Source organism: Vibrio phycocola (assembly GCF_054404255.1).
Map to the genome: position 1 here is coordinate 102,492 of NZ_JBTAMQ010000001.1, position 20,710 is coordinate 123,201.

Below are 20,710 nucleotides of genomic sequence, written 5' to 3' on the forward strand. Positions count from 1 at the left end.
TCATGATGACCTATTTTACCACGATGCCGAGCCAGCTCGGTGAAGTCGTTATTCAAACCACAGATAAAGGAGTGTCGGGGATTTGGTTCGATACTCATACCACAATGCCTGATGCGCTTGGAAAGCGTGCGGATGAGCATCCAATTCTGACTCAAGCTATTAGACAACTGAGTGAATACTTTAATCAAGACAGGCGCGCGTTTGATCTTCCAATTGATACAAAAGGTACGCCGTTCCAACAAGAAGTCTGGCAAGCATTGGCTCAAATACCTTTTGGCGAAACCTGCAGTTATAAGCAAATAGCGCAAGCCATTGGAAAACCTAAGGCTGTACGAGCAGTTGGCGCGGCAAACGGGAAAAACCCAGTGTCGGTTGTTATTCCATGTCATCGCGTAGTGGGGGCTAATGGCAAGCTTACTGGGTATGCTGGTGGTATTGAGCGCAAGGAAGCATTATTGAAACTCGAAGGGATTGATTAGAATTTAACTCTTAATTTAGCAAAGATCATTTTCTATATAATGAATCACTAGCCCTTAAATGATTGTGTTCGTTTGAATCTAATCAGATTTGGATCACAAATTAGTAACAACTATGTTATTGGTGGCAATTATTAATTCGTACGTATAATTACAATCCATAATTTTGGTTCTAAAATTAAAATCAAATAAAATCATATTATTAAATTTTAAAAGTCTAATTTCCTACGTATTAATACGTAATACTTAGGTGTGACCTGGTTTTTTTTTGTTACTTCAATGCGTGTTCTCGCCGATATTTTATAACGACTAATTTGTCCATTGTTGTCACGTGTGCTTACCGGGGGTAAGCATGATGACAATAAAAAAGGACGCAAAAAATGAGTCTAGTTAAAAAATCAGTGAAACGAGTCTTCAAAGGGACAATGATCATCGTTGCAACCTGCACCGCGATCATAGCAACCGGTGCCTCTGCAGATGACAAAGTGTATCGTCTAAAGCTTGCTGAAACGTGGGGACCTAATTTCCCTATCTTTGGCGACGCAACTAAGAACATGGCGGCAATGGCAGAAAAAATGTCGAATGGTCGCTTGAAAATTCGCATCGATTCATCCAATAAGCATAAAGCACCGCTCGGTGTTTTTGATATGGTTAAATCTGGTCAATATGATATGGGGCACTCGGCTTCATATTATTGGAAAGGCAAAGTTCCGAACACCCTTTACTTTACCTCTATGCCTTTCGGTATGACGCCTTCTGAGCAATATGCTTGGTTCTACCACGGTGGTGGTATGGAATTGATGGATAAGGTCTATTCTCCACATAACTTGCTTTCTTTCCCTGGTGGTAATACCGATACTCAGATGGGCGGATGGTTCCAAAAAGAGATCAACTCGGTTAAAGATCTTGAAGGTCTGAAAATGCGTATTCCAGGTTTTGCCGGTGAAATTCTAGCAGAGCTTGGTGCTAAGCCGACCAATATCGCCCCTGGTGAGCTTTATACGTCACTTGAACGCCGTACTATTGATGCGTTAGAATGGGTAGGTCCTTCTCTTGATTTACGTATGGGTTTCCACAAAATAGCGAAGTTCTACTATACAGGTTGGCATGAGCCAGGCACTGAACTTCAGTTTCTTGTGAACAAAAAAGTGTATGAGAAGTTACCAGAAGATCTACAAGAGATTTTGAGAATTTCAATGCGCACAGCCGCTTACGATATGTATACTCAAGCGACACACGAAAGTGGCAAAAACTGGGTATCAATTAAAACGGAATATCCAGATGTTGAAGTGAAAGATTTCCCAGCAGAAGTAATGACTGCAATCCGCGCGGCTAACGATAAATTGTTAGCACAACACGCAGAGAAAGATCCACTAACGCAAGAAATACAAGAGTCTCAAGCGAACTACTTAGAACAAGTTCGTTCATGGACTGACATCTCTCACCGTGCTTACCTCAATAGCCAAGCTGAGAGTCAGTAAACTCTAGATTGCAATAAAACACGATAATAATAATCAGCGCTGTCAATAACTGGCAGCGCAATTTTAAATTGGCTACATGTTGGAGTTTGGAATGAGAAGCCTGATTAAGTTGGAACAAATACTCAATCGAGTTAGCGATAAATTAGGGTGGTTGGCAAGTATCCTATTTATCTTGTTAGTTCTTAATGTTGTTTACGATGTAGTGATGCGTTATGCCTTCAATGATGTGTCGATAGCATTTCAAGAACTTGAATGGCATCTATTTTCTAGTGTTTTCTTACTTGGTGTACCTTATGCGATTCGAGCAGCAGGACATGTCCGAGTTGATGTTTTTTATGAGCGATTATCGCTACGCGCACGGTCTATCATCGACTTACTCGGCACTCTAATTTTCTTACTTCCTTTTTGCCTTCTTGTTACTTGGTACGGTATCGACTTTGCAAAAGAAAGCTATTTACTTGGTGAAACATCGGGAGATCCAGGCGGCTTGCCATACCGCTGGATTATTAAAGCGATGATCCCAGTATCGTTTGGATTTATGGCATTGAGTGGAATTGGGATGATGCTGCATTCAATCAACAATATTATCAGCCCTAAAAGGCATTTTGACGAAGAGAAGGGGAGTCAATCATGATCGGAATCGTAATGTTCTTTGTCGCTCTATTTGCGCTACTGTTAGGGTTTCCTGTCGCCTTCACCTTTGGTGGCATTGCACTATTATTCGGTGTTTGGGCGGAAGGTTTTGAGATGTTCGCCTTTATGCCTTATCGAATTCAGTCGATTATGGAAAATACCGTGCTGATGGCTGTACCTCTGTTTGTCTTTATGGGATTGGTTTTGCAGAAAACTAGACTCGCTGAGCAACTGTTGGAATCCATGGGGCGTTTATTCGGTGGAGTACGAGGCGGGATCGCGATTTCAACTGTCTTAGTAGGTGCTTTATTGGCGGCGTCAACAGGCGTGGTTGGTGCTTCTGTTGTTGCGATGGGATTGATCTCACTGCCAGTCATGCTCAAATATAACTATGACAAAGGTCTTGCATGCGGCACGATTTGCGCTTCAGGTACATTGGGTCAAATCATTCCCCCTTCGATTATCTTAATACTGTTAGGAGATGTACTCGGTGTCCCGGTCGGTGATCTATTTCAGGCTGCAATTGGACCGGGTATTGTCTTAGTCGGTGCGTACATTGTTTATATATTGATTTACGCAAAAATGAATCCTGAGTCAGCCCAACCTATTGAGCGTGATGATTCGATATCGCGACGTCAAGAAGTCTTAACTGCGTTAAAAGCGGTGGTTCCACCACTTGCACTTATCATTGTGGTATTAGGGTCTATTTTTGCGGGTGTTGCAACACCGACTGAGTCTGCGGCATTAGGTGGTGCTGGTGCGATTATACTTGCGTTGCTATACAAGCAATTTAGTTTTCATATGCTGTACGACGCATCGAAAGAAACCGTAAAAGTTACCGCGATGGTATTTGCTATTTTGTTAGGAGCGACGGCATTTTCAATGGCGTTTACCTATACCGGCGGTGATCTTTTAGTCGAAGAGTGGATGCTTGAAATTCCAGGAGAAAAATGGGGTTTCTTAATTATCGTCATGTTGGTGATTTTGATTCTCGGGTTCTTTATCGACTTCGTTGAAATCTGTTTCATCATTGTGCCGATTATTGCGCCAGTCGCTGAGTTGATGGGAATCAATATGGTGTGGTTTGCAATCCTGATAGCGATGAATTTGCAGACCTCCTTCCTTACGCCACCATTTGGGTTTAGCTTGTTCTATTTAAAAGGTGTAGCACCAAAAGGGGTGACGACAATGGACATCTATCGTGGTGTTATTCCGTTTATCTTGATTCAAGTGGTGGTATTAGTGAGTTTGTTAGTATTCCCCGGTTTATATGGAATGTGATCGAATTCTAGATTAAACCTTGAATCTAACAAATTAGTAACATTGTTTGTTATGGTGAGCCGCTCGTAGTCTACGAGCGGTTTTCCTATTTTTGGGGGAAGAGAAATGCCTTTGAAATTAAAGTTAATTCTATTGACTCTCATCCCATTGATTTTGGTCAGTGCCAGTATCAGTTGGATCTCTATATATCAGGCCAAATCTCTTGGCAATAAAGAGATCCAAATATTTCGCGACAACCTTATTCAGTCTCGAGAATCGTCACTTAAAGACAGCGTAGATATCGCGATTGGCGCAATAATGCCGATCTATCAAAATGCTTCAAAAGATGACGAGCAAGCTAAAGAGGCAGTCAAAGAAATATTAAATAAAATGCGCTACGGCAATGACGGCTACTTCTTTGCGTACGATATCGAAGGGGTGAATCTCGTTCATCCGATCATGCCGGATCTTGTCGGGAAAAACCTGATTGGTTTGCAAGATAGTAATGGTGACTTTCTTATTGAAGAGCTCATTTATCAAGCCCAAGCTGGTGGAGGATTTCATCGTTACTTATGGCAAAAACCGTCCACCAATGAAATTGTGCAGAAGCTCAGCTACGCTACATTGCTTGATAAATGGCAGTGGATGATTGGAACGGGTTTGTATATTGAAGATATCAGTAATGATGTGCTGCATATGCATGATACGGTAAATACCAATATTGAAACGACCTTCTTTTCTGTGGTGTCCATTTTGGCCGTAACTGTCGCGATAATCATTGTTCTGACACTCGCGATTAATCTTCACGAACATCGTTTGGCTGACCGAAACTTGATTGAGTTAGTCAATAAAACCATGTCATTTCAGGAAGATGAGAAAAAGCACTTAGCGCGAGAACTTCACGATGGTATAAATCAGTTACTGGTATCGAGCAAGTGCCACCTCGAGTTACTTAAAAATCAGATGAAGCATTTGTCGTTGGATGGTTCTTTATGCCATCATTTTGATAAGTCTCAAAGTTCACTTTCTACCGCAATTAATGAAGTTCGGCGAATTTCTCATAACCTCAGACCGAGTGCGTTAGATGATTTAGGGCTTGAAGCAGCGTTGACAACGTTATTGAAGGATTTTAACTCTCATACCGAAATAGAAGTTGAAACCCTGTTTGATACCGAAGAAGGGAAACTTAAATCAGAAGTGGCCACAACCTTATATCGTGTAACGCAAGAATCACTTACCAATATAGAAAAACATGCAAAAGCGTCGAAGATTACCGTGATATTGCAACAAATGGGAACAATGTTGCAGTTAATTATTCGAGATGATGGTATTGGTTTTCAAGCGACTGATGCATCGGTAAAAAAGGGTATCGGATTACGAAATATGCGTGAACGTGTCGAGTTTATGGGTGGCGAGTTTGAGCTATCCAGTGAGCCAAAATTTGGCACAGAAATAACGGTGTTGCTCAATTTAGATGGATTAATGGTATGGAAAGGTCGATAAGAATTGTCATTGTAGATGATCATCAGGTGGTGTTAGAAGGGTTTATCGCTCGCCTAAAACTTGAGCCTCAAATCGATGTCGTTGCGACTGCCTGCAATGGGCTAGAAGCTATCGACGTGGTGACACAGCATTTGCCTGACGTGGTACTGATGGATGTCAGCATGCCTAAAATGAACGGCATTGATGCTACCAAGCTCATTAAAGAAGAGTTTCCCGACGTCAAAGTGTTAATGTTAACCATGCATGACAATCGCGAATACATTATGAATGTCATGCAGGCGGGAGCGGTTGGGTATATGTTGAAAGAAATTTCAGCAGAGAAAATGGTTCAAGCAATAAAAACGGTTCACTCTGGATCGACATACTTTTGCGAAACCACTACGCAAACCTTGTTTACTTCCGAAGTTATTCCAGCCGCGCAAAAACCGAACCCTTTAAGTCGTCGCGAAGAAGCGGTGCTCAAATTAGTTGCACAAGGCTGTAGCAGCAAAAAAATCGCCTCAATGTTGGATATCAGCTACCGCACCGTAGAAACACATCGCCAAAATATTAAACATAAACTTGATGTCCATTCTACCGCAGAGATGGCGAAATACGCGGTAGAAAAAGGTTTGGTTGATTAAGCGCTCACACTTAGTTATTACTCACAAAACGGGTTAAATGATCTAACGACTCTTTGTCGAGTAACGGATGAGATTGGGCACCCGTTATAAGGACAATATCGACGACAGGGAGCGGTGGCATATTGTCGAGGATTCGTAGGTTTTTCGCCATACTCAGTTGACCCATAGCTCCCACAGCAATGCCTGATTTGACCATCGAGTTTAATCCAGACGAACTGCTGCAACAGGCAACTAAGTGATAAGGCATACTGTTTTTGGTTAACCCATCGATTGCAGCAGCATGATACTTACAATCGGTTTGAAATAAGGCGAGGGGAAGCGGTTGAGCATCATTGAATTCAATGTCTCTGTGCGCAACCCACACGCCGTGATCCTTCGCTAACCAGTACCCTTCTTCACTGTTTGGTGAACGGGTTACAATCGCCGCGTCGATCTTTCCTTCATCTAGCCAAGCTCGTAAAGTCACACTTGGTTGACTAAAGATGTGAATCGAACAAGTTGGTTCTGTTATTTGCAACGCTTTGACGACATTAGGCAGAATTTTATCGTGGTAATCATCAGGACAACCTAAGCGAAATGGGCGCTTGTCTTCATAACGTTGGACCTGTTTTATCGCTTTATTGTGCAAACTCACCAATTGCTCGGCATGGGTTCGCAGCGATAAGCCCGCTTCACTGAGTACGAGATTTCGGCCTTCTTTTTCGAATAATGATACGTTCAACTCTTCTTCCAGCTTGCGCATTTGAGCACTAAAAGCGGATTGAGTTCGATTAATCTGTTTGGCTGCCCGAGTAAAACTTCCAGTTTCAACGAACGCTAAAAAGCTCCTTAACGCTTCAATATCCATAATCGCTTTTACTACCCATCGGATTTATTAATGTATTGTATTTAAACTATCCGTTAGTCACGCAGAACACAATCCCATAAGCTAAAACTCTACCCAATAAAACGCTGGAGATGGAAATGAAACTGTACATAGGGAATCAAAACTACTCAACTTGGTCGCTACGCGCATGGGTGCTATTTGCACAATACGACTTGGATGTTGAAGTGGTGAAATTGAAGTTATTTACCGAAGATTTCTATACCACGCTTAAAAGTGTGGCTCCCAATGCAAAAGTGCCAGCGTTAGTCGATAACGACCTAGCGGTGTGGGACTCGTTGGCGATTTTAGAGTATGTGAATGAGGCTTATTTAGAAGATAAGGCGTGGCCAAATTCATTACAAGAGCGCGCAAAAGCACGAGCGATTGCCGCTGAAATGCACTCTGGTTTTGTCAATATCCGCAATCAATTACCGATGAATTGCCGCGCCAAACGTCGTGTCGAATTTACTGAAGGTACATTGGGTGACATTGCTCGAATCGACGAAATTTGGTCGCAGCAAATGGAACAATATCCAGGTGAATGGTTATTTGGTGAGTGGTCTATTGCGGACGCGATGTTTGCTCCGGTAGCGTTAAGAATGGAAACCTATGGTATTGCCTTGTCTGACAAAGCAAAGCAATATCAACAAAAACAATTAAACAGTCCAGCGATTCAGCAATGGCTAGCAGAAGCAAGTTTGGAAACCGACTTTGTTGGAGAAGATGAAGCTGGAGAGCCAGTTTAAAGTTACTTTCGCCGTGTTCATTTTAGAAAATGCGCCTATCGGGTTTAGGTAGGCGTTTTATCACTTGGTTATTGTTCGTTCAAAAGGTACGGTTTTAACACCTTAAGCCAACTTCTATGTAGGCTTTCATATTCCTCAACACATATTTGAGCACGGCGATCTGAGAATCCATTTTCGAGTTTTAAATAAGAATATTTGACTGGGTCGCTACCATACACTTGGCATAGTGTTGCGTAGAAGCGTTGAATATCTAGGCTATGTTCACTTCGAAAATCTTCTTCGTAAACGTCGATATCTCGGCTTTCAAGGTCGAATAGGTCCGCAGCATTAATGGTCATCTCGGCTCCATGTTCAAAGTACTCAATCAACAGTACTGATGCGAGAGAGTCAGCAGCGTCTTCCTCACGCCCAAAAATGGGAAGCTGATAGTTGTAAATTAATGCATGACCAAACTCATGAAACATGGTGTGAATAACGGCATTCATCGTCGCATCAAGCACACTAATGCCATTTTTTGAATATTCGTCATCGCTAAAACGACGTTCAACCTCTTGAACAAAATGATAGGGAATGAAAACGGTATTTAATTCGGAGTCATATAAAGGACCTTCGTTACCACCAAAGATAAAATTCAGAGGACGAGAAAGTTGAATCTCTTGGTTAATAAAGGTGGTAACTTCCTCTGCGGCGCCTGTGATTCTAAGCTTGTTTTCTATTCTGGTTTCACCTCTATCGCTCGGCTTTTCGTAGGCAGTCGTTGCCATATCTTTAGCAAATACAATTGTCGTTAGACAGAGGTAACTGATCACAGCAAGCAATATCTTCTTTGGGGTCATCCTAACCTCTTAGTTCTCGTTCGTACGAAAGACTTAAGCCAGTGTATTTGTGAACGAGTTTTCTGTTATTTATCTATCGAGATGATCTTATCTACAACGGCTTGCATGGTTGATTCATAGATCTCTGGTTGGTGGTACAAAGGATTATATAAAGCACCGGAGCGATTAATGTACGCCGCCTTTAAGCCAGCGCACATTGCCCCGTGTGTATCCCAATCATGGGTCGCAACCAATCGAAGTTGCCCAACATCCTGGGCAAGCGTTTGGGCGGCAAATTGATATGCTTCATGGCTAGGTTTGAATGTTCCAGCTTGTTCTACCGAGATAATGTCATCGAAGTATTCGCTTAGCGTTGCATTGTGGATTTGTTTTGTGATTAAGCTGGTCGATGAATTAGACAAGGCAACGACTTTAAATCCCGCATTGCGCAATTTAGAAAGGGCGGGCTTTATGTCTTGATGCGCAATGAGGCTGGAAAATCCGCCTAAAATATCAGCGATTGTCTCGGGTGTGAGTTGAATATTTAGTTTCGCCGCTAAGGTTTGTAATGAAATCTTGGCGAGCATGGCAAAGTCAGTTTTAACATCCGTTATCATCGATACCGTCGAGGTGTGCAGCAGCATCGCGAACCAAGTATCGGTGTAATGTTCATCACCAAAAGCCGCGTTAAATTTTGGTCTCAGTGACGCGAGGTTTAAAACAGTTTCATTGATATCAAACAAAATAGTGGTTTGCTTCACATTCCGCTCCTAGTGCATTTATTAGGTAACTTATCCTCATGATACACGATTCGGAAAATAAATATGAATCAGGTATAGCCTTTTTACGACCGCTTTATTATTAGAATATTCACTCTATTACATATGATTTTTAGTGATTAAGTTGTTCAATTAAAAGGCAATTTCAACTAAAAACATTACCAACATCTCTATTTTAGCGACTAAATCTTCCAGAATGTACTCATGGATCTCATTTTTTTATTTTGTATTAGCATCATATAATAATATAAATATAATTGACCCACTTTGTGAGTAGACCTTCTTTACCTAGCTTTTGTTGTTAAAAAAGTTTCTTGTGCTCACTACGTTTCTATTTTTGTGTAATTATTTAATTAAGGATTGATAATGTTTAAGAAATCTCTCTGCCTAGCTGCACTAGTCAGTGTTTCAGCCAATGTTATGGCTGAAGCAGCAGTACCTGCGGATGTGTTTGATATGACCTACTGGAAAATTACTCTTCCAATGGATGAAGATAAAAACGGGAAGGTTGATGAAATCCAAAGTCCAGAGATCTTGACGTACTCTCACCCAGATTTCTTCTACTTGGACGAAAACAAGCACCTTGTATTCCAAGTACAAAATAAAGCGGTTACGACAAAGAACTCAAAGAATGCTCGATCTGAACTGCGTCAAATGCTTCGTGGTGCTGATACCAGTATTGGAACCAAAGATCCTAAAAACAACTGGGTACTTGCAGCGCATGAAAACGCTGAGTCATTTGGCTCTATCGGCGGAAAATTAGAAGCAACATTGAAAGTGAACCACACTTCTCAAAATGCTAAGTATCCAGACAAAGTACCTGCTTTCTCGGTGGTTGTTGGGCAGATTCACGCCGGTAAAGATAAAAAAATCATCGCCTCTGAAAATGGCTTTGGTCACGGTAATGAGCCACTAAAAATCTTCTATAAAATTCGCCCAGGTCACGAAGCGGGTTCTGTATTCTTTAACTATGAGCGTAACCTAGCGAAGAAACACCCAGATCGCACTGACATCTCCTACCCAGTTTGGGGTAATGGTTGGGACAATGCTGCAGATCCTAAAGAAAACGGTCTAAAACTTGGTGAAGAGTTTAGTTATAGCGTTAACGTTTACCAAAACACTATGTACTTAACGTTCAGCACTGAAAAGTTCGGTACCAAGAAATTCCAAATCGACCTAACGAAGAATGTTGACGCATTCGGCAAAGTTGATGAGAAAGATTTCGCACGTGCTTACGAACAGGAAACGTTCTACTTCAAAGCTGGCGCATACGGTCAATGTAGTGCAAGCGATAGTGACAGCATGTGGTCACCAGCGTGTGAAGGTACTGGCGACTTTACTAAAGACAAGCTAACGAACGACTACAACAGTGTAACGTTCTCGAAGCTTACTTTAGGGCCAGCAACTGCACCTGAAATGTAACTATTAGAATTACTTTTTCGATGAAATAGAAAAGACGCTCTCTGAGCGTCTTTTTTTATGAAATGAACAATGGTAAAGAGAATCAAATTCGGTTCTAGTGACGTTGCATATTCTCTATTTGTTGTATGTCATCGGCTGAGTTTAATGGTGATGTCCACCCTCTATATTGCTGATGATCGTCAGTCCAGGTGCTGGACTTTCTATATCATGTGCGTTTTGGCCTTCCTCAGGAATGGTAGTCCAGAGGCTTTCTCCAACTTCACATTCTTGTATTGTTGGAAAGTAAACGGCTTCTCCAGGTTTAAAGTCATCGGTAATACGAGCTCGAAAAATGAACTCCTCATAATAGTTATCTGGCAGATGGCCACCACTCCAGACAATCTCCGATACCCCTGTGGTGACTTTAGAACCATAATACTCGTAGGCCTTCTTGTATTCTTTCTCTTTAAGAGAAATGTCCCACCCAGCAATAGGTTTAGGCTTTACCTTAATGACGCCATCTGGAATCTGAATACGAACGACGTTGGTAGCACTTCCATCACAGCCATGACCGATGCGCATTACTGCTTTATACGTAGAGTTGGCTTGTGCTTGTTGAACCTCGAGGGTGGCATGAGCATTGACAATAGATGAATAAGACGCAGTGAAAGAGAGTAGTAAGGCGGTGTTGATTATACGTTTCATTGTTTTCCTAACCGTTATTTTCTTAAAAGAACTGACATTAATTAAATTATTGTGATCTTGGATAATCTCCAAGTAAATTAATGTTCTCGAACTTTGAACGTTAAGTCAATAATACTTTTAATTATTAAACAATGTCTTATATCTTATTTCACTAAAGCGTACTGGGTGCAAAACAGTGACTTGATCTTATTCAGTATCAAATCTAAATATACTGTTTATGCTCACGACTGTGTTAACCAAAAACCAACAATGCCGCCAATAACAATAGCGACGATGGGAATCATGTAAGATTCGGCAAATGATTTTTTCTGCGACGTTTTAAGGTGATGGATCTGTTTATTCAATCTTTGTAACGCTTCTTTTACTTCTTCTGGTACGCCGTCATCTGGATTTTTCTCAACACAATAGGTTTGGTATTTTCCAACGTAGGCTTTGAGTTTAAAGCATTGTTGATAGGATAATGACTTTTTCGTTTCATCTAATACTTGCTGCCAATCTGAAAAATTATCGGTGTCTAACTTGCTGTAATCCAAATCTTGCTCCTTGTTTTGGGCTCTTCGTAATGTCTTGCAATGTTGATTTTCCAATGTACCGGGTTATGCCAAGCGACTCAATTTACGATGTTATTTCTATATATTTTGCTTGTGTCTCGTGGCTTACACCAATCAATTTTTCACTAATGTTGAGACTGCCAATGCGCTGCCTATATACTGAATCCCATCATGTCCAGTTTGTAATAATGAGGTAGGTAACACCTATAATACCAATCCACAGTGCGAAGCCAACAAGTACAATAGTATTATCAGTAATGGTCGCATTTTTCTTGAATGGCTTACACGCCAAATACCCTAAGCCTTTAATGAATATTTCAATCACCACTTCGCTAAAGATTCTAATAATAAATTTGGCTAAGCCAAGAAAAAGTTCTCCAACGATGTCTGTAAGCATGAGTCTGACTCCTGTTCTACCGGTTTTGAGACGAATTGTTAATAATCAATATGCTTTATAATTTCGAACACGACGGGGACCACTGAGAGTACGAGTAGCCCTGACATCGAAAGGTTAAACCACTTGCGACGTTTTGGATCGTTTAGAACATTTTTAAGTAAGGCACCGAAGGCGAGCCACAACCCTACACACGGAAATGAGGCAATAAAAAAAGTTGTCGCTATTATAATATTTTGACTGTAAAAGCTCGTACCGACAGTGGTGAAAGCAGCGATCGCACCCGTTGCGACTACCCAAGCTTTGGCATTAACCCATTGAAATAGTACCCCTTTCATAAATGAAAATGGTTCGCTCTGGTTGTCAGAATCAATGTCTTCTGCAGAACGAGCAATAAGGTAGGCGAGGTATAATAAATATAAGACGCCGACGCATTTAATAATAAAGTGTAACTGAGGGAACAGGTCAAACAGCGTTGAAAATCCGAATCCGACTAAAAGCAGCATAATCGTAAAGCCGACGCAGATACCGGTAAGTAGGGGCATACTTTTTCTAACACCAAAGTTAACGCCAGATGTCATAACCATGATGTTGTTTGGTCCCGGAGTGACCGATGATGACACGGCGAATAATATCACCGCGAATACGTAATCCATTCAGTAATCCTTACCGCTGTTTTCCTTATCTAACAGATATGGGGAGTGATTAAAGATGAATCAAGTCTTGTTTCGATTTCCTTATGCTCATCCTTTATTGATACGATTTAACAAATCTGGCAACGCTTGTACCGATGGGATTGAGTAATCAGAAAAGGCGTGTTGATGCGCGACAAATTCATTGTGTACCTTAATGGTTTTAATTCCGGCAGCTTCTGCAGCGGCAAGTCCACGCTTTGAATCTTCAATGACTAAGGTATTCGCGGGCGTGACACCAAATCGAGCGAGTCCTGTTTGGTACGGTTCAGCGTGAGGTTTCGCCTTGTGGTAGTCTTCTCGGCATAACACGAAAGACATAGTATTGAGCAAGCTTCTCTCGCGGTGAATGAGTTCGAAATCGATGCGTTTGGAAGTGGTGACTACGGCCATTTTAAAGTGTTGGCTGAGGTATTGTAATACATCGGAGACGCCTGAAATATCGATATCTTCGTGTTGTAAGTAAAACTGGTAACGTTGATCTCGCCACGCTCGAACGGCTTGGATTTCGCTTGGTGATATACCGAGTTTCACGGCTTCGGCCCAGTTCGACGTGCCATCAACCAAGTGTTGCTTGTAGTCATCGAACGTCATGGTAATACCGAGTTTTGCCAGTGCTTGGGTTGTGGCTTCAAAATACCATTGTTCGGTTTCGACTAGGACACCATCGTGGTCAAACAATAAATGGGTAATCACGCTTTTTCTTCGGATCGAAAGGTTTGCATAGGGCCTACAGGTTGAGAAGGTGACCAGCTTTCTTCGAACTGCCCCTTTGTGAATGAGGAAATGGTTTTGCGCCAGAACGTTTGCGATACAAGGTTTTGTTCCAATTCTGCAACTTGCCAAACACCAATGTGTAGGCCAAATAGGTGGTGAGAGAACAGAGTAGCAAAGCCTTGTTTACGGGCTGAACGCAATACAAAAAACTCAGCAATCGAGTAGACATCATTCTCAATGCGGCGTACCAGCGCAAATCCGACGGGTTTTTCCTGATGAATCAGGATGTAAGGGAATCGATCATTATCTTCCCAGTATAAACCAAAGTATTTACCCAATGAAAAAAGGCCGTGTTGGTCAGGGTTATCTTGCGTGTATGGCGAGAGGTCATGAAGATAGAGTTGCATCATATTTTCAATCACGTGTTTGTTTGACTGATCCGATTTTATTATGTCCACAATGTCTAATATTCCTTTTCTTGCTCGTTACTTGCCTGAATCTTTTTGTGAATACTACCTGATTTTTCCATCTTGGAACGCAGAGAGTTCATACGCATTCTTTAGCTCTTCTGGGGATGCGTTTGAACCACTAAATTGAAGCAAGACCTTTTTCCCAGCTAATTTTTCTCTAAGTTTCCATGCCGCCATAATCGTTGAGCTACCTGCACCTTCAACAAGATTTCTCGTATGATGAGCTGCTAATGCGATGCCTTGTAAGATTTCGTTTTCCGAAAGCAGTATAAAATCGCTAAGAGAATCTTTGTAGATATCAAACGTGGCTTGATAGGCGGTGCCAGTCGCAAATCCTCCTGCAAAGGTAGTATTTGAGCGTTCTAGGATTTCACCTTGTTTCCACGAGCAACAGGCGGCGCTTGATTGCTCTGCTTGAACGGCATAAATGTCGATGTCGGGATTGATCGTTTTCAATACTGTTACTGCGGAGGCTACTTCGCTGCCACCACCAAGCGGTAAAATGATGGCATCGACATCGGGTAGTTGATCCATAACTTCGAGAAATTCCGTGCCCACGCCGTTAACAATATGCGGCTCGTTGGCAGGATGGACGTAGTAATAACCTTTTGATTGGCTGATCTCCGATACCACTAATGCGGATTCGTCGAAGTTTTCACCCGCTTCAACCACTTCTGCTCCTGCTTCTTTGATCAGGTTAATTTTTACCGGATTTGAACCTTTGGGAACGACTACTATGGCAGGGATACCAAATAGTTTTGCTGAGGTAGCAACAGACAAACCATGATTTCCCGTTGAAAACGTGACGACACCTTTGATCTCCGCCTGCTTAATATGAGCCATTATATTTAGACCACCTCGAACTTTAAAACTGCCCGTTAAGTTTTGGTTCTCGTGTTTAACGTACACCTCAAAACCAAGCAATTTAGATAAGCTTTCATAGTGAACCAAAGATGATGGGTTTAAATGCTGTGAGACTATTTTTCTTGCTTTGTAAATTTCGTATAGCGAAATTGGGTAGGATTTAAAATCGTCCATTGGCAGGTTGCTCTTTATAATTCTCAATAAGATAATTCACTGTACTACTATTAAGTCGATTTCATATTGATCCAACTCGGTAAGTTAGTCAATTGAAGGATTAGCGTACGGGAAGGTTCATGTTATAACCGAGTTTGTAAAGGGTTAAACGACATTAGTGTTACTATGAGTGAATATTCATTTATTGACTCAGCGAACTATGAAGAATTGCAATCAATGTGGCAAATGCTGTATTAAATATGGTGATGGAGATTTAGCCGCAACCCAAGAAGAAATTGATCTCTGGGAGTTATTTAACCCTGATATTTTCGAGTTCGTCAAAGACAAAAAAATATGGTTTGACCCTAAAACAGGAGAACAACTGAAGCAGTGCCCATTTTTAGACATCGCTCCGAAACGCTCTCCTGATGAGCCAAACAAATACACGTGCAGTATTTATTTAGATAGACCAGAAGATTGCCGCCATTACCCAAGTTTAATCGATGAAATGGTGCGAGATGAATGCGAAATGATAGAAAGTATTGATTTAGACAATCCAAAAAGAGCTCAAATTACTCTCGATATTTTGATGCGAGATAGTCGACCGCCTAGCGCGTCGTAATGGTGGGTTTGTATGAACCAACTTTATGACTGTTTAAGCGCTCAATTAGCCTACTTGGATTGTAAATGTCGCAATAATAATGGTTGTAAACGATGGATTAATTGAACATTCTGCTCACTCGCGGTGACCAATAGCACCCACCCATCTGTCCCCATTATTTCGATGGATGTCATAACTATGCTATCAATATTCTGAGTATTACTGCACCAACTCCCAGATATTCGAAATACCCCAAAGTCGGTATTCATGCGACTTACAGAGAAAGGCTGATTATTCATTCGGAGCTTTCTCGTGCATCGATATTATTGTGCTTGAACGTACCGATTGATCAAAATATTGCTGTTTTACCACTAGGTACTGAGGATCCGAGAAAAACATCGTCATAGCTTCTTTATTGGGAAACTCGATGGTAAATACTCGATTTATCTTGGTGTCAGTTTTCGACTTTAATACTTCACTCACCTTAAAATCGAAACCAAAACGACCACCAAATGAGTGTAAGATTGGGATCATGTTTTCTCGATACTGTTGGTAAACTTCATCATTAATGACTTCCAAGCCCATAATTCGTTCAAAAGTCATATTTACTCCTAGTGGGTTGTATTATCGCGAGTCTTACTTAATAGTAGCGTGATGTTCTATTCTGAAATGACTCTCACCGCACTGTCATCAACGCGTAATCTTAGCGGTGAGAGCTGTCATTAAATTTCACCCAATAACCACGCTTCTGCTTGCAGTTTTTGAGCTCGATTAAAGGCTTTTATTTCGAGTCCAGGAAATAGCGCACCTTCTAATTCACTGGCTTTTTTTATCCATGGTGTATCCGTTAATACTGCCGCACGATCAAATTTGTTGATCAGTTTGAACATGGATGGAAGGCGTGATAATTCGATTCCTATTGCTCCAAGTGATGGAAAATGAAAATCGATTACATCGTACATCATGGTTCCGTTTTCGATATGTTCTGATTTGGTGACAAGTTCGTCCAATGCCGTTTTCATTTGCTCTGCATCTAATTTGCCACTCAACTCAATATCTAACCGATTAGTATCTATTTGGGTTACAGTAAACATAGGCACTCCTTAGGATGAGTCACTTAATAAGTTAACACTTCACTTAAACATCGTTGAGGAAAAACTCGATTGAAGTGCTAGCCATGAATATTTCTGCACAGCTCTATTATCCTCCAAGGAGCGGCTGGATTAATCTACCTGTCTCGCAAAAATGGTAACCATTGGGGAAATGGTGAGTTAAGTGAGAGATTTTTCCATCGATAAATGTTCGAGTCCTGCTTCCATAAATGGTTCTCCAACTGGCGTGAAACCTAACTCAACGTAAAAATCAATTGCATGTTTTTGCGAACCGAGATAAACACTTGAATAGCCGTTATTGGTAGCTTCATCAATTAATGAAAGAACGATATTTGAGCCAATGCCTAAACGTCTATATTCACTCAATACAGCGATTCGACCAATATGACCATCGCTTAACATTCGTCCCGTTGCAACAGTTTGACCATTTACCGATGCGATTACATGTATGGCAGTACTATCTAATCCATCAAATTCGAGTTCGCGGTCGATCCCTTGTTCTACACAAAATACATGTTGCCGAATAGACTGAATACTGTGTTTATGTTCTTCGTCATAAGGAACTGTTTTTATCTCAACCATGATTCTATTTTTGCTCTCGATAGGTATTAATGCACATTTGTTTTGGAAAAAACGTTGATAACGATGACGCCAGAGACAATGAGTACCATTCCTAATATAGCCGGAATATCCGGAACTTGACGATAAATCACCGCACCGATGGATGCAATAAGCACAATGCCCATTCCCGCCCATATCGCGTAAGCAATACCGATAGGCACCGTTTTTAGCACCAGTGAGAAAAAGTAAAAGGTAATGGCGTAACTTAGAACACAAATAGTACCAGAGATAGCGTGAGTAAAGCCATTCGAGGCCTTTAGCGCTAACGTACCGACGACTTCGGCACAAATGGCAATGACTAAATACCAAAATCCCATATTCACCTCTTTATTTCGTTCTTTGTCCTTCAATATAACGAATAACCGCATCGTCATTATTACAACCAATCACATCACTAGCGACTTCTCGAACGGATGGTTGCGCATTGCTCATCGCAAGAGAGCGATATGAATGTTCAAACATAGGGATATCATTATGATTGTCCCCGAACGTGACAACTTTGTTTATACCTAAATGTTCTCCTAGCTTTTTAACAGCATAACCTTTATTGGCATTTCGATGGCTTAACTCTAACCAATAGAAACCTTTGCAGTAAATATCTTCCGAAAGAACGGACGAGACACTTGGCTCATTGGTTAAGGAGTCTTGATATCGAATGAGCATTTCTTGCGGTGCTACCACCATTAGTTCAATGACTTTGGTTTGGTCTATTTCGGAGAAATCTTCGGTAATGCGGAATCTGTTGTCGCCATTTTTGAGTCTTGAATTGATCCAAGTTGCGGTACTTTTATTGGCTGCGGATCGAAAATAAACTCTGAGGTTATCCTCTTTATCCAAACAATGAATAACGGGATCTAAACCATCGGTTAGAAATTGATTTAAATGGGATGTGAATGCTGTTGCTTCCATATACGCACTGTGGATATAAGTTTTTCGAATTGGACAATATATTTGCGCGCCATTATATAAAATCACAGGAAGCCTTATGTTAAGGCTGTCGAGAACGAACTGACTAGAGGTAATCGATCTTGCTGTTGCATAAGTAAAATTTACGCCTTCTTGGATCGCTGTCGCTAGATACGATTGAGTGTTGTGTGACACAGTCTGATCATCGTTTAGTAAGGTCCCATCAAGATCAGAGATGTATAGAATGTCATTTGAGTTCATCTATATTCCCCCCTTGCTCTTTTGCCAAATATGGTAGGTATAATCAAGATTTGAGTTAAAACTCTGCTCAAATACCTTGTGATAATCGTTTGGAATCTCGGGAAAATACACGTCGCCATCAATGTGTTTATGAATTGTCGAAAGGTGTAACGTTGTCGCTTGATGGATCAGAGCTTGATAGATTTCTCCACCACCCGAAACAAAGACATGGTCAGTGACGTGCGCCAGAGCCATTAATGCATCGTCGATTGAAGAGAAATATTGAACACCTTCATCAGTAGAAACAATTGGAGAGCGTGTAATCACCGCGTATTTTCGATTTGGAAGCTTTCCCATCGATTCAAACGTTTTTCGTCCAACAATTAACCATTTGTTAAACGTCATGGCTTTAAATAGTGATTGTTCCCCTTTGACAGACCAAGGGATATCTAACCCAGATCCAATGACGCCATTTTCAGAAACTGCAGCGATTAATGATAACTTCATGTGATCCCATTGAAGGTAAGAGGAAAGAGAAACAGCATTTCAATACTAAGATAAACAATGCGTTATAAGGCACTAATCATACTGTATGAATTGGGTGACTAGGTCAAATGAAGAGAGGATTAAAATACAAACGTCACTCATTATTCGATGCAATAAAGCGTGACGTTTGCCAGAGTTATTTTACTTAAAACAAATCTCTGCCCAACGAGCAAGGCCAGCGGTAACCGAGCCATAGTGGTTTCCAGTGACGATGGTAATATTGGGAAATGCTTGTTCTATTGCATGACGCAGTACCGGTGAGCGAGAAGAACCACCAGTGACGAAAATTGTATTCGGTGTCACTCTTGCTTGTGTTACTGCATCTTTAGCCAATTCAATCATCTTATTTTTTGGAGACTCAATTGCATCGACCATTTTCTGATGCTCGATATCAATCTGTAATGTTTCTTCGAGTAGTTCTAGTTTAGTTAGATATGCATCTTGATTTGAGAGCGCGATTTTGGCTTCTTCTGCTCGGCGGACAATTCGATAGCCCAACTTTTCATTGTATACCTCTAGTAGCCGCGCCAGTTTATTAGGGTGTTGTGCATCTTTGTGTAGGCGTGTTAATTCCGCTAAATTCTGACGGCTATAGAAATCACTCTGTGCGGCGACATTATTGATCGCGATAGGGTTTCTAAACTGTGTTAACGGCATTTCAAGCCCACTTAGAAACTGGCTTTTTTTTCCAAAAGGTTGCATGAGTTGATCAAACGCGAGCGCAATATCTAAATCGTTTCCACCGACACGCAGACCTGAATGCGCAAGTAAAGATTGAGAACGGTCAGCCTTTCCTCGTAAGCTTGGTCCCATTTCGATGACGGAACAGTCGGTAGTACCGCCGCCAATATCGACGACTAAAACAATTTGATTTGAGTTTAGCGTTGCTTCGTACTCTAAGCCTGCCGCAACCGGTTCAAATTGAAACTCGATATTATTGAACCCAGCTCGCTTTGCTGCTTGATATAAAATGGTTTCGGCTTGTTGGTTGGCGACATCACCACCTCGACCATGGAAGTTGATCGGACGTCCGATTACCGTATCGGCAATCTGTGTATTTGTTGTCTGCTCGGCTTTACGTTTAATATTCGTCATCATTAAACAAACCAAGTCTTCGAAGAAACTGATTTGCGTATCTAAAAGTCCAGATGCGCCTAGAAAAGATTTGGGAGATTTTACGTAATAGACGTTACTTGGATCATCAAGATAGGCCGCCAGTGCCGCTCTTCCAAACATTATATCGTTTGGTTCGAGGTCTATGTCCTCATCACGATTAAACGCGAGTGCGGTACGAAGTACACGCTCCCCAACTTCACCGATTGGTGAGATATCTAGGTGACGGAAAAGATGTTCGGATATTGACGCTCGGGTTGGTGCGCACACAGTTGAAGGAATATAGAATTGGTCGTTCTCGAGTGGTAAGAATATGGGAGTGTTGTCTTTCATTGTTGCGACGGAGCAGTTTGATGTTCCGTAATCAAATCCAATATACATATCGCGCCAACCCACTTGTTATATTCTTCAAAAAAGGGGTAGAAATCTAACTGAAATTGATG

27 protein-coding genes are annotated in these 20,710 nt (G+C 41.3%); 9 read left to right on the forward strand and 18 right to left on the reverse strand.

Features of this window, described 5'->3' with window-relative positions; translation table 11 throughout:
• The first annotated feature begins 2 nt into the window (after window positions 1-2).
• The 6 genes from ACXJY6_RS00455 (at window position 3) to ACXJY6_RS00480 (ending at window position 5,976) form a co-directional block, all read left to right on the forward strand.
• A complete protein-coding gene (locus ACXJY6_RS00455) occupies window positions 3-479 on the forward strand; it encodes a methylated-DNA--[protein]-cysteine S-methyltransferase (protein WP_458766763.1) in 477 nt (158 codons plus the stop codon).
• 377 nt (window positions 480-856) lie between these two features.
• Entirely contained in the window at window positions 857-1,957 is a 1,101-nt protein-coding gene (locus ACXJY6_RS00460) for a TRAP transporter substrate-binding protein (protein ID WP_456051150.1), read from the forward strand.
• A gap of 91 nt (window positions 1,958-2,048) precedes the next feature.
• Window positions 2,049-2,591 (forward strand): TRAP transporter small permease subunit, encoded by a 543-nt coding sequence (locus ACXJY6_RS00465; protein WP_456051151.1) that lies wholly within the window; start codon window positions 2,049-2,051, stop codon window positions 2,589-2,591.
• Window positions 2,588-3,871, forward strand: coding sequence for a TRAP transporter large permease (locus tag ACXJY6_RS00470; RefSeq protein ID WP_456051152.1), 1,284 nt, complete (start codon window positions 2,588-2,590; stop codon window positions 3,869-3,871). The genes ACXJY6_RS00465 and ACXJY6_RS00470 overlap by 4 nt, the downstream gene beginning before the upstream one ends.
• Before the next feature lie 105 nt (window positions 3,872-3,976).
• Window positions 3,977-5,353 (forward strand): cache domain-containing protein, encoded by a 1,377-nt coding sequence (locus ACXJY6_RS00475; protein ID WP_456051153.1) that lies wholly within the window; start codon window positions 3,977-3,979, stop codon window positions 5,351-5,353.
• Window positions 5,338-5,976, forward strand: a complete 639-nt coding sequence (locus ACXJY6_RS00480; protein ID WP_456051154.1) for a response regulator — start codon at window positions 5,338-5,340, stop codon at window positions 5,974-5,976. The genes ACXJY6_RS00475 and ACXJY6_RS00480 overlap by 16 nt, the downstream gene beginning before the upstream one ends.
• A 10-nt stretch (window positions 5,977-5,986) precedes the next feature.
• Here the strand turns inward: ACXJY6_RS00480 and ACXJY6_RS00485 are convergent, their stop codons facing one another.
• A complete protein-coding gene (locus tag ACXJY6_RS00485) occupies window positions 5,987-6,823 on the reverse strand; it encodes a LysR family transcriptional regulator (protein ID WP_456051155.1) in 837 nt (278 codons plus the stop codon).
• 116 nt (window positions 6,824-6,939) lie between these two features.
• On the opposite strand from ACXJY6_RS00485, the gene ACXJY6_RS00490 reads away from it, so the two are divergent.
• Entirely contained in the window at window positions 6,940-7,587 is a 648-nt protein-coding gene (locus ACXJY6_RS00490) for a glutathione S-transferase family protein (RefSeq protein ID WP_458766766.1), read from the forward strand.
• 68 nt (window positions 7,588-7,655) lie between these two features.
• On the opposite strand, the gene ACXJY6_RS00495 is transcribed toward ACXJY6_RS00490, so the two are convergent.
• Complete coding sequence (locus tag ACXJY6_RS00495; RefSeq protein ID WP_458766768.1) at window positions 7,656-8,423, reverse strand: DUF4344 domain-containing metallopeptidase; 768 nt, start codon at window positions 8,421-8,423, stop codon at window positions 7,656-7,658.
• 65 nt (window positions 8,424-8,488) lie between these two features.
• Window positions 8,489-9,163 (reverse strand): haloacid dehalogenase type II, encoded by a 675-nt coding sequence (locus ACXJY6_RS00500; protein ID WP_458766770.1) that lies wholly within the window; start codon window positions 9,161-9,163, stop codon window positions 8,489-8,491.
• A gap of 384 nt (window positions 9,164-9,547) precedes the next feature.
• On the opposite strand from ACXJY6_RS00500, the gene ACXJY6_RS00505 reads away from it, so the two are divergent.
• On the forward strand, window positions 9,548-10,603 hold the full coding sequence (locus ACXJY6_RS00505) for a polysaccharide lyase family 7 protein (protein WP_456051159.1): 1,056 nt from the start codon (window positions 9,548-9,550) through the stop codon (window positions 10,601-10,603).
• 141 nt (window positions 10,604-10,744) lie between these two features.
• On the opposite strand, the gene ACXJY6_RS00510 is transcribed toward ACXJY6_RS00505, so the two are convergent.
• From ACXJY6_RS00510 to ACXJY6_RS00540, 7 genes are all read right to left on the reverse strand, one after another.
• Window positions 10,745-11,287 carry a YcnI family copper-binding membrane protein gene (locus tag ACXJY6_RS00510; protein ID WP_458766772.1) on the reverse strand — a complete coding sequence of 181 codons (543 nt, stop codon included), beginning with the start codon at window positions 11,285-11,287 and terminating at the stop codon, window positions 10,745-10,747.
• 221 nt (window positions 11,288-11,508) lie between these two features.
• Window positions 11,509-11,820 (reverse strand): hypothetical protein, encoded by a 312-nt coding sequence (locus ACXJY6_RS00515; protein WP_456051161.1) that lies wholly within the window; start codon window positions 11,818-11,820, stop codon window positions 11,509-11,511.
• A 187-nt stretch (window positions 11,821-12,007) separates the two neighbouring features.
• Window positions 12,008-12,235 carry a hypothetical protein gene (locus tag ACXJY6_RS00520; protein WP_458766774.1) on the reverse strand — a complete coding sequence of 76 codons (228 nt, stop codon included), beginning with the start codon at window positions 12,233-12,235 and terminating at the stop codon, window positions 12,008-12,010.
• Between the two features lie 38 nt (window positions 12,236-12,273).
• Window positions 12,274-12,888 carry a LysE family translocator gene (locus tag ACXJY6_RS00525; RefSeq protein WP_458766776.1) on the reverse strand — a complete coding sequence of 205 codons (615 nt, stop codon included), beginning with the start codon at window positions 12,886-12,888 and terminating at the stop codon, window positions 12,274-12,276.
• An 87-nt stretch (window positions 12,889-12,975) separates the two neighbouring features.
• Window positions 12,976-13,620, reverse strand: coding sequence for an HAD family hydrolase (locus ACXJY6_RS00530; protein WP_458766778.1), 645 nt, complete (start codon window positions 13,618-13,620; stop codon window positions 12,976-12,978).
• Window positions 13,617-14,099 (reverse strand): GNAT family N-acetyltransferase, encoded by a 483-nt coding sequence (locus ACXJY6_RS00535; RefSeq protein WP_458766779.1) that lies wholly within the window; start codon window positions 14,097-14,099, stop codon window positions 13,617-13,619. The genes ACXJY6_RS00530 and ACXJY6_RS00535 overlap by 4 nt, the downstream gene beginning before the upstream one ends.
• 54 nt (window positions 14,100-14,153) lie before the next feature.
• On the reverse strand, window positions 14,154-15,149 hold the full coding sequence (locus tag ACXJY6_RS00540; RefSeq protein WP_456051166.1) for a threonine ammonia-lyase: 996 nt from the start codon (window positions 15,147-15,149) through the stop codon (window positions 14,154-14,156).
• 199 nt (window positions 15,150-15,348) lie between these two features.
• Here ACXJY6_RS00540 and ACXJY6_RS00545 point away from each other — a divergent pair, with 199 nt between their 5' ends.
• Window positions 15,349-15,750, forward strand: coding sequence for a YkgJ family cysteine cluster protein (locus ACXJY6_RS00545; RefSeq protein ID WP_458766781.1), 402 nt, complete (start codon window positions 15,349-15,351; stop codon window positions 15,748-15,750).
• A gap of 50 nt (window positions 15,751-15,800) precedes the next feature.
• Here ACXJY6_RS00545 and ACXJY6_RS00550 read toward each other — a convergent pair whose 3' ends face one another.
• The 8 genes from ACXJY6_RS00550 to yegD all read right to left on the reverse strand — a co-directional run bounded on the left by ACXJY6_RS00550 (window position 15,801) and on the right by yegD (window position 20,648).
• Window positions 15,801-16,028, reverse strand: a complete 228-nt coding sequence (locus tag ACXJY6_RS00550) for a hypothetical protein (RefSeq protein WP_458766783.1) — start codon at window positions 16,026-16,028, stop codon at window positions 15,801-15,803.
• Window positions 16,021-16,332, reverse strand: a complete 312-nt coding sequence (locus ACXJY6_RS00555) for a DUF1330 domain-containing protein (RefSeq protein WP_458766784.1) — start codon at window positions 16,330-16,332, stop codon at window positions 16,021-16,023. Before ACXJY6_RS00555 ends, ACXJY6_RS00550 begins: the two co-directional genes overlap by 8 nt.
• 119 nt (window positions 16,333-16,451) lie before the next feature.
• Window positions 16,452-16,823, reverse strand: a complete 372-nt coding sequence (locus ACXJY6_RS00560; protein WP_456051170.1) for a SpoIIAA family protein — start codon at window positions 16,821-16,823, stop codon at window positions 16,452-16,454.
• A 177-nt stretch (window positions 16,824-17,000) separates the two neighbouring features.
• Entirely contained in the window at window positions 17,001-17,423 is a 423-nt protein-coding gene (locus ACXJY6_RS00565; protein WP_456051171.1) for a GNAT family N-acetyltransferase, read from the reverse strand.
• Between the two features lie 26 nt (window positions 17,424-17,449).
• Window positions 17,450-17,779: a DMT family transporter gene (locus tag ACXJY6_RS00570; RefSeq protein WP_456051172.1), complete on the reverse strand. Its 330-nt coding sequence runs from the start codon at window positions 17,777-17,779 to the stop codon at window positions 17,450-17,452.
• Between the two features lie 10 nt (window positions 17,780-17,789).
• Window positions 17,790-18,629: an HAD family hydrolase gene (locus ACXJY6_RS00575; RefSeq protein ID WP_458766787.1), complete on the reverse strand. Its 840-nt coding sequence runs from the start codon at window positions 18,627-18,629 to the stop codon at window positions 17,790-17,792.
• Window positions 18,630-19,115 (reverse strand): trimethoprim-resistant dihydrofolate reductase DfrA, encoded by a 486-nt coding sequence (dfrA, locus tag ACXJY6_RS00580; protein ID WP_458766789.1) that lies wholly within the window; start codon window positions 19,113-19,115, stop codon window positions 18,630-18,632.
• A 180-nt stretch (window positions 19,116-19,295) separates the two neighbouring features.
• The gene (gene yegD, locus ACXJY6_RS00585; protein WP_458766791.1) at window positions 19,296-20,648 is read right to left on the reverse strand and encodes a molecular chaperone; all 1,353 of its coding nucleotides are present in this window, start codon (window positions 20,646-20,648) and stop codon (window positions 19,296-19,298) included.
• Between the last annotated feature and the right edge of the window lie 62 nt (window positions 20,649-20,710).

Bases quoted from the DNA above. Each gene is read 5' to 3' on its own strand.
- ACXJY6_RS00570 (WP_456051172.1), bottom strand. From the start codon at position 17,779: ATGGGATTTTGGTATTTAGTCATTGCCATTTGTGCCGAAGTCGTCGGT.
- ACXJY6_RS00460 (WP_456051150.1), top strand. From the start codon at position 857: ATGAGTCTAGTTAAAAAATCAGTGAAACGAGTCTTCAAAGGGACAATG.
- ACXJY6_RS00490 (WP_458766766.1), top strand. From the start codon at position 6,940: ATGAAACTGTACATAGGGAATCAAAACTACTCAACTTGGTCGCTACGC.
- yegD (WP_458766791.1), bottom strand. From the start codon at position 20,648: ATGTATATTGGATTTGATTACGGAACATCAAACTGCTCCGTCGCAACA.
- ACXJY6_RS00495 (WP_458766768.1), bottom strand. From the start codon at position 8,423: ATGACCCCAAAGAAGATATTGCTTGCTGTGATCAGTTACCTCTGTCTA.
- ACXJY6_RS00545 (WP_458766781.1), top strand. From the start codon at position 15,349: ATGAAGAATTGCAATCAATGTGGCAAATGCTGTATTAAATATGGTGAT.
- ACXJY6_RS00525 (WP_458766776.1), bottom strand. From the start codon at position 12,888: ATGGATTACGTATTCGCGGTGATATTATTCGCCGTGTCATCATCGGTC.
- ACXJY6_RS00555 (WP_458766784.1), bottom strand. From the start codon at position 16,332: ATGACTTTTGAACGAATTATGGGCTTGGAAGTCATTAATGATGAAGTT.
- ACXJY6_RS00485 (WP_456051155.1), bottom strand. From the start codon at position 6,823: ATGGATATTGAAGCGTTAAGGAGCTTTTTAGCGTTCGTTGAAACTGGA.
- ACXJY6_RS00470 (WP_456051152.1), top strand. From the start codon at position 2,588: ATGATCGGAATCGTAATGTTCTTTGTCGCTCTATTTGCGCTACTGTTA.
- ACXJY6_RS00510 (WP_458766772.1), bottom strand. From the start codon at position 11,287: ATGAAACGTATAATCAACACCGCCTTACTACTCTCTTTCACTGCGTCT.
- ACXJY6_RS00505 (WP_456051159.1), top strand. From the start codon at position 9,548: ATGTTTAAGAAATCTCTCTGCCTAGCTGCACTAGTCAGTGTTTCAGCC.
- ACXJY6_RS00520 (WP_458766774.1), bottom strand. From the start codon at position 12,235: ATGCTTACAGACATCGTTGGAGAACTTTTTCTTGGCTTAGCCAAATTT.
- ACXJY6_RS00465 (WP_456051151.1), top strand. From the start codon at position 2,049: ATGAGAAGCCTGATTAAGTTGGAACAAATACTCAATCGAGTTAGCGAT.
- ACXJY6_RS00550 (WP_458766783.1), bottom strand. From the start codon at position 16,028: ATGAATAATCAGCCTTTCTCTGTAAGTCGCATGAATACCGACTTTGGG.
- ACXJY6_RS00455 (WP_458766763.1), top strand. From the start codon at position 3: ATGATGACCTATTTTACCACGATGCCGAGCCAGCTCGGTGAAGTCGTT.
- ACXJY6_RS00475 (WP_456051153.1), top strand. From the start codon at position 3,977: ATGCCTTTGAAATTAAAGTTAATTCTATTGACTCTCATCCCATTGATT.
- ACXJY6_RS00480 (WP_456051154.1), top strand. From the start codon at position 5,338: ATGGAAAGGTCGATAAGAATTGTCATTGTAGATGATCATCAGGTGGTG.
- dfrA (WP_458766789.1), bottom strand. From the start codon at position 19,115: ATGAAGTTATCATTAATCGCTGCAGTTTCTGAAAATGGCGTCATTGGA.
- ACXJY6_RS00575 (WP_458766787.1), bottom strand. From the start codon at position 18,629: ATGAACTCAAATGACATTCTATACATCTCTGATCTTGATGGGACCTTA.
- ACXJY6_RS00565 (WP_456051171.1), bottom strand. From the start codon at position 17,423: ATGGTTGAGATAAAAACAGTTCCTTATGACGAAGAACATAAACACAGT.
- ACXJY6_RS00560 (WP_456051170.1), bottom strand. From the start codon at position 16,823: ATGTTTACTGTAACCCAAATAGATACTAATCGGTTAGATATTGAGTTG.
- ACXJY6_RS00540 (WP_456051166.1), bottom strand. From the start codon at position 15,149: ATGGACGATTTTAAATCCTACCCAATTTCGCTATACGAAATTTACAAA.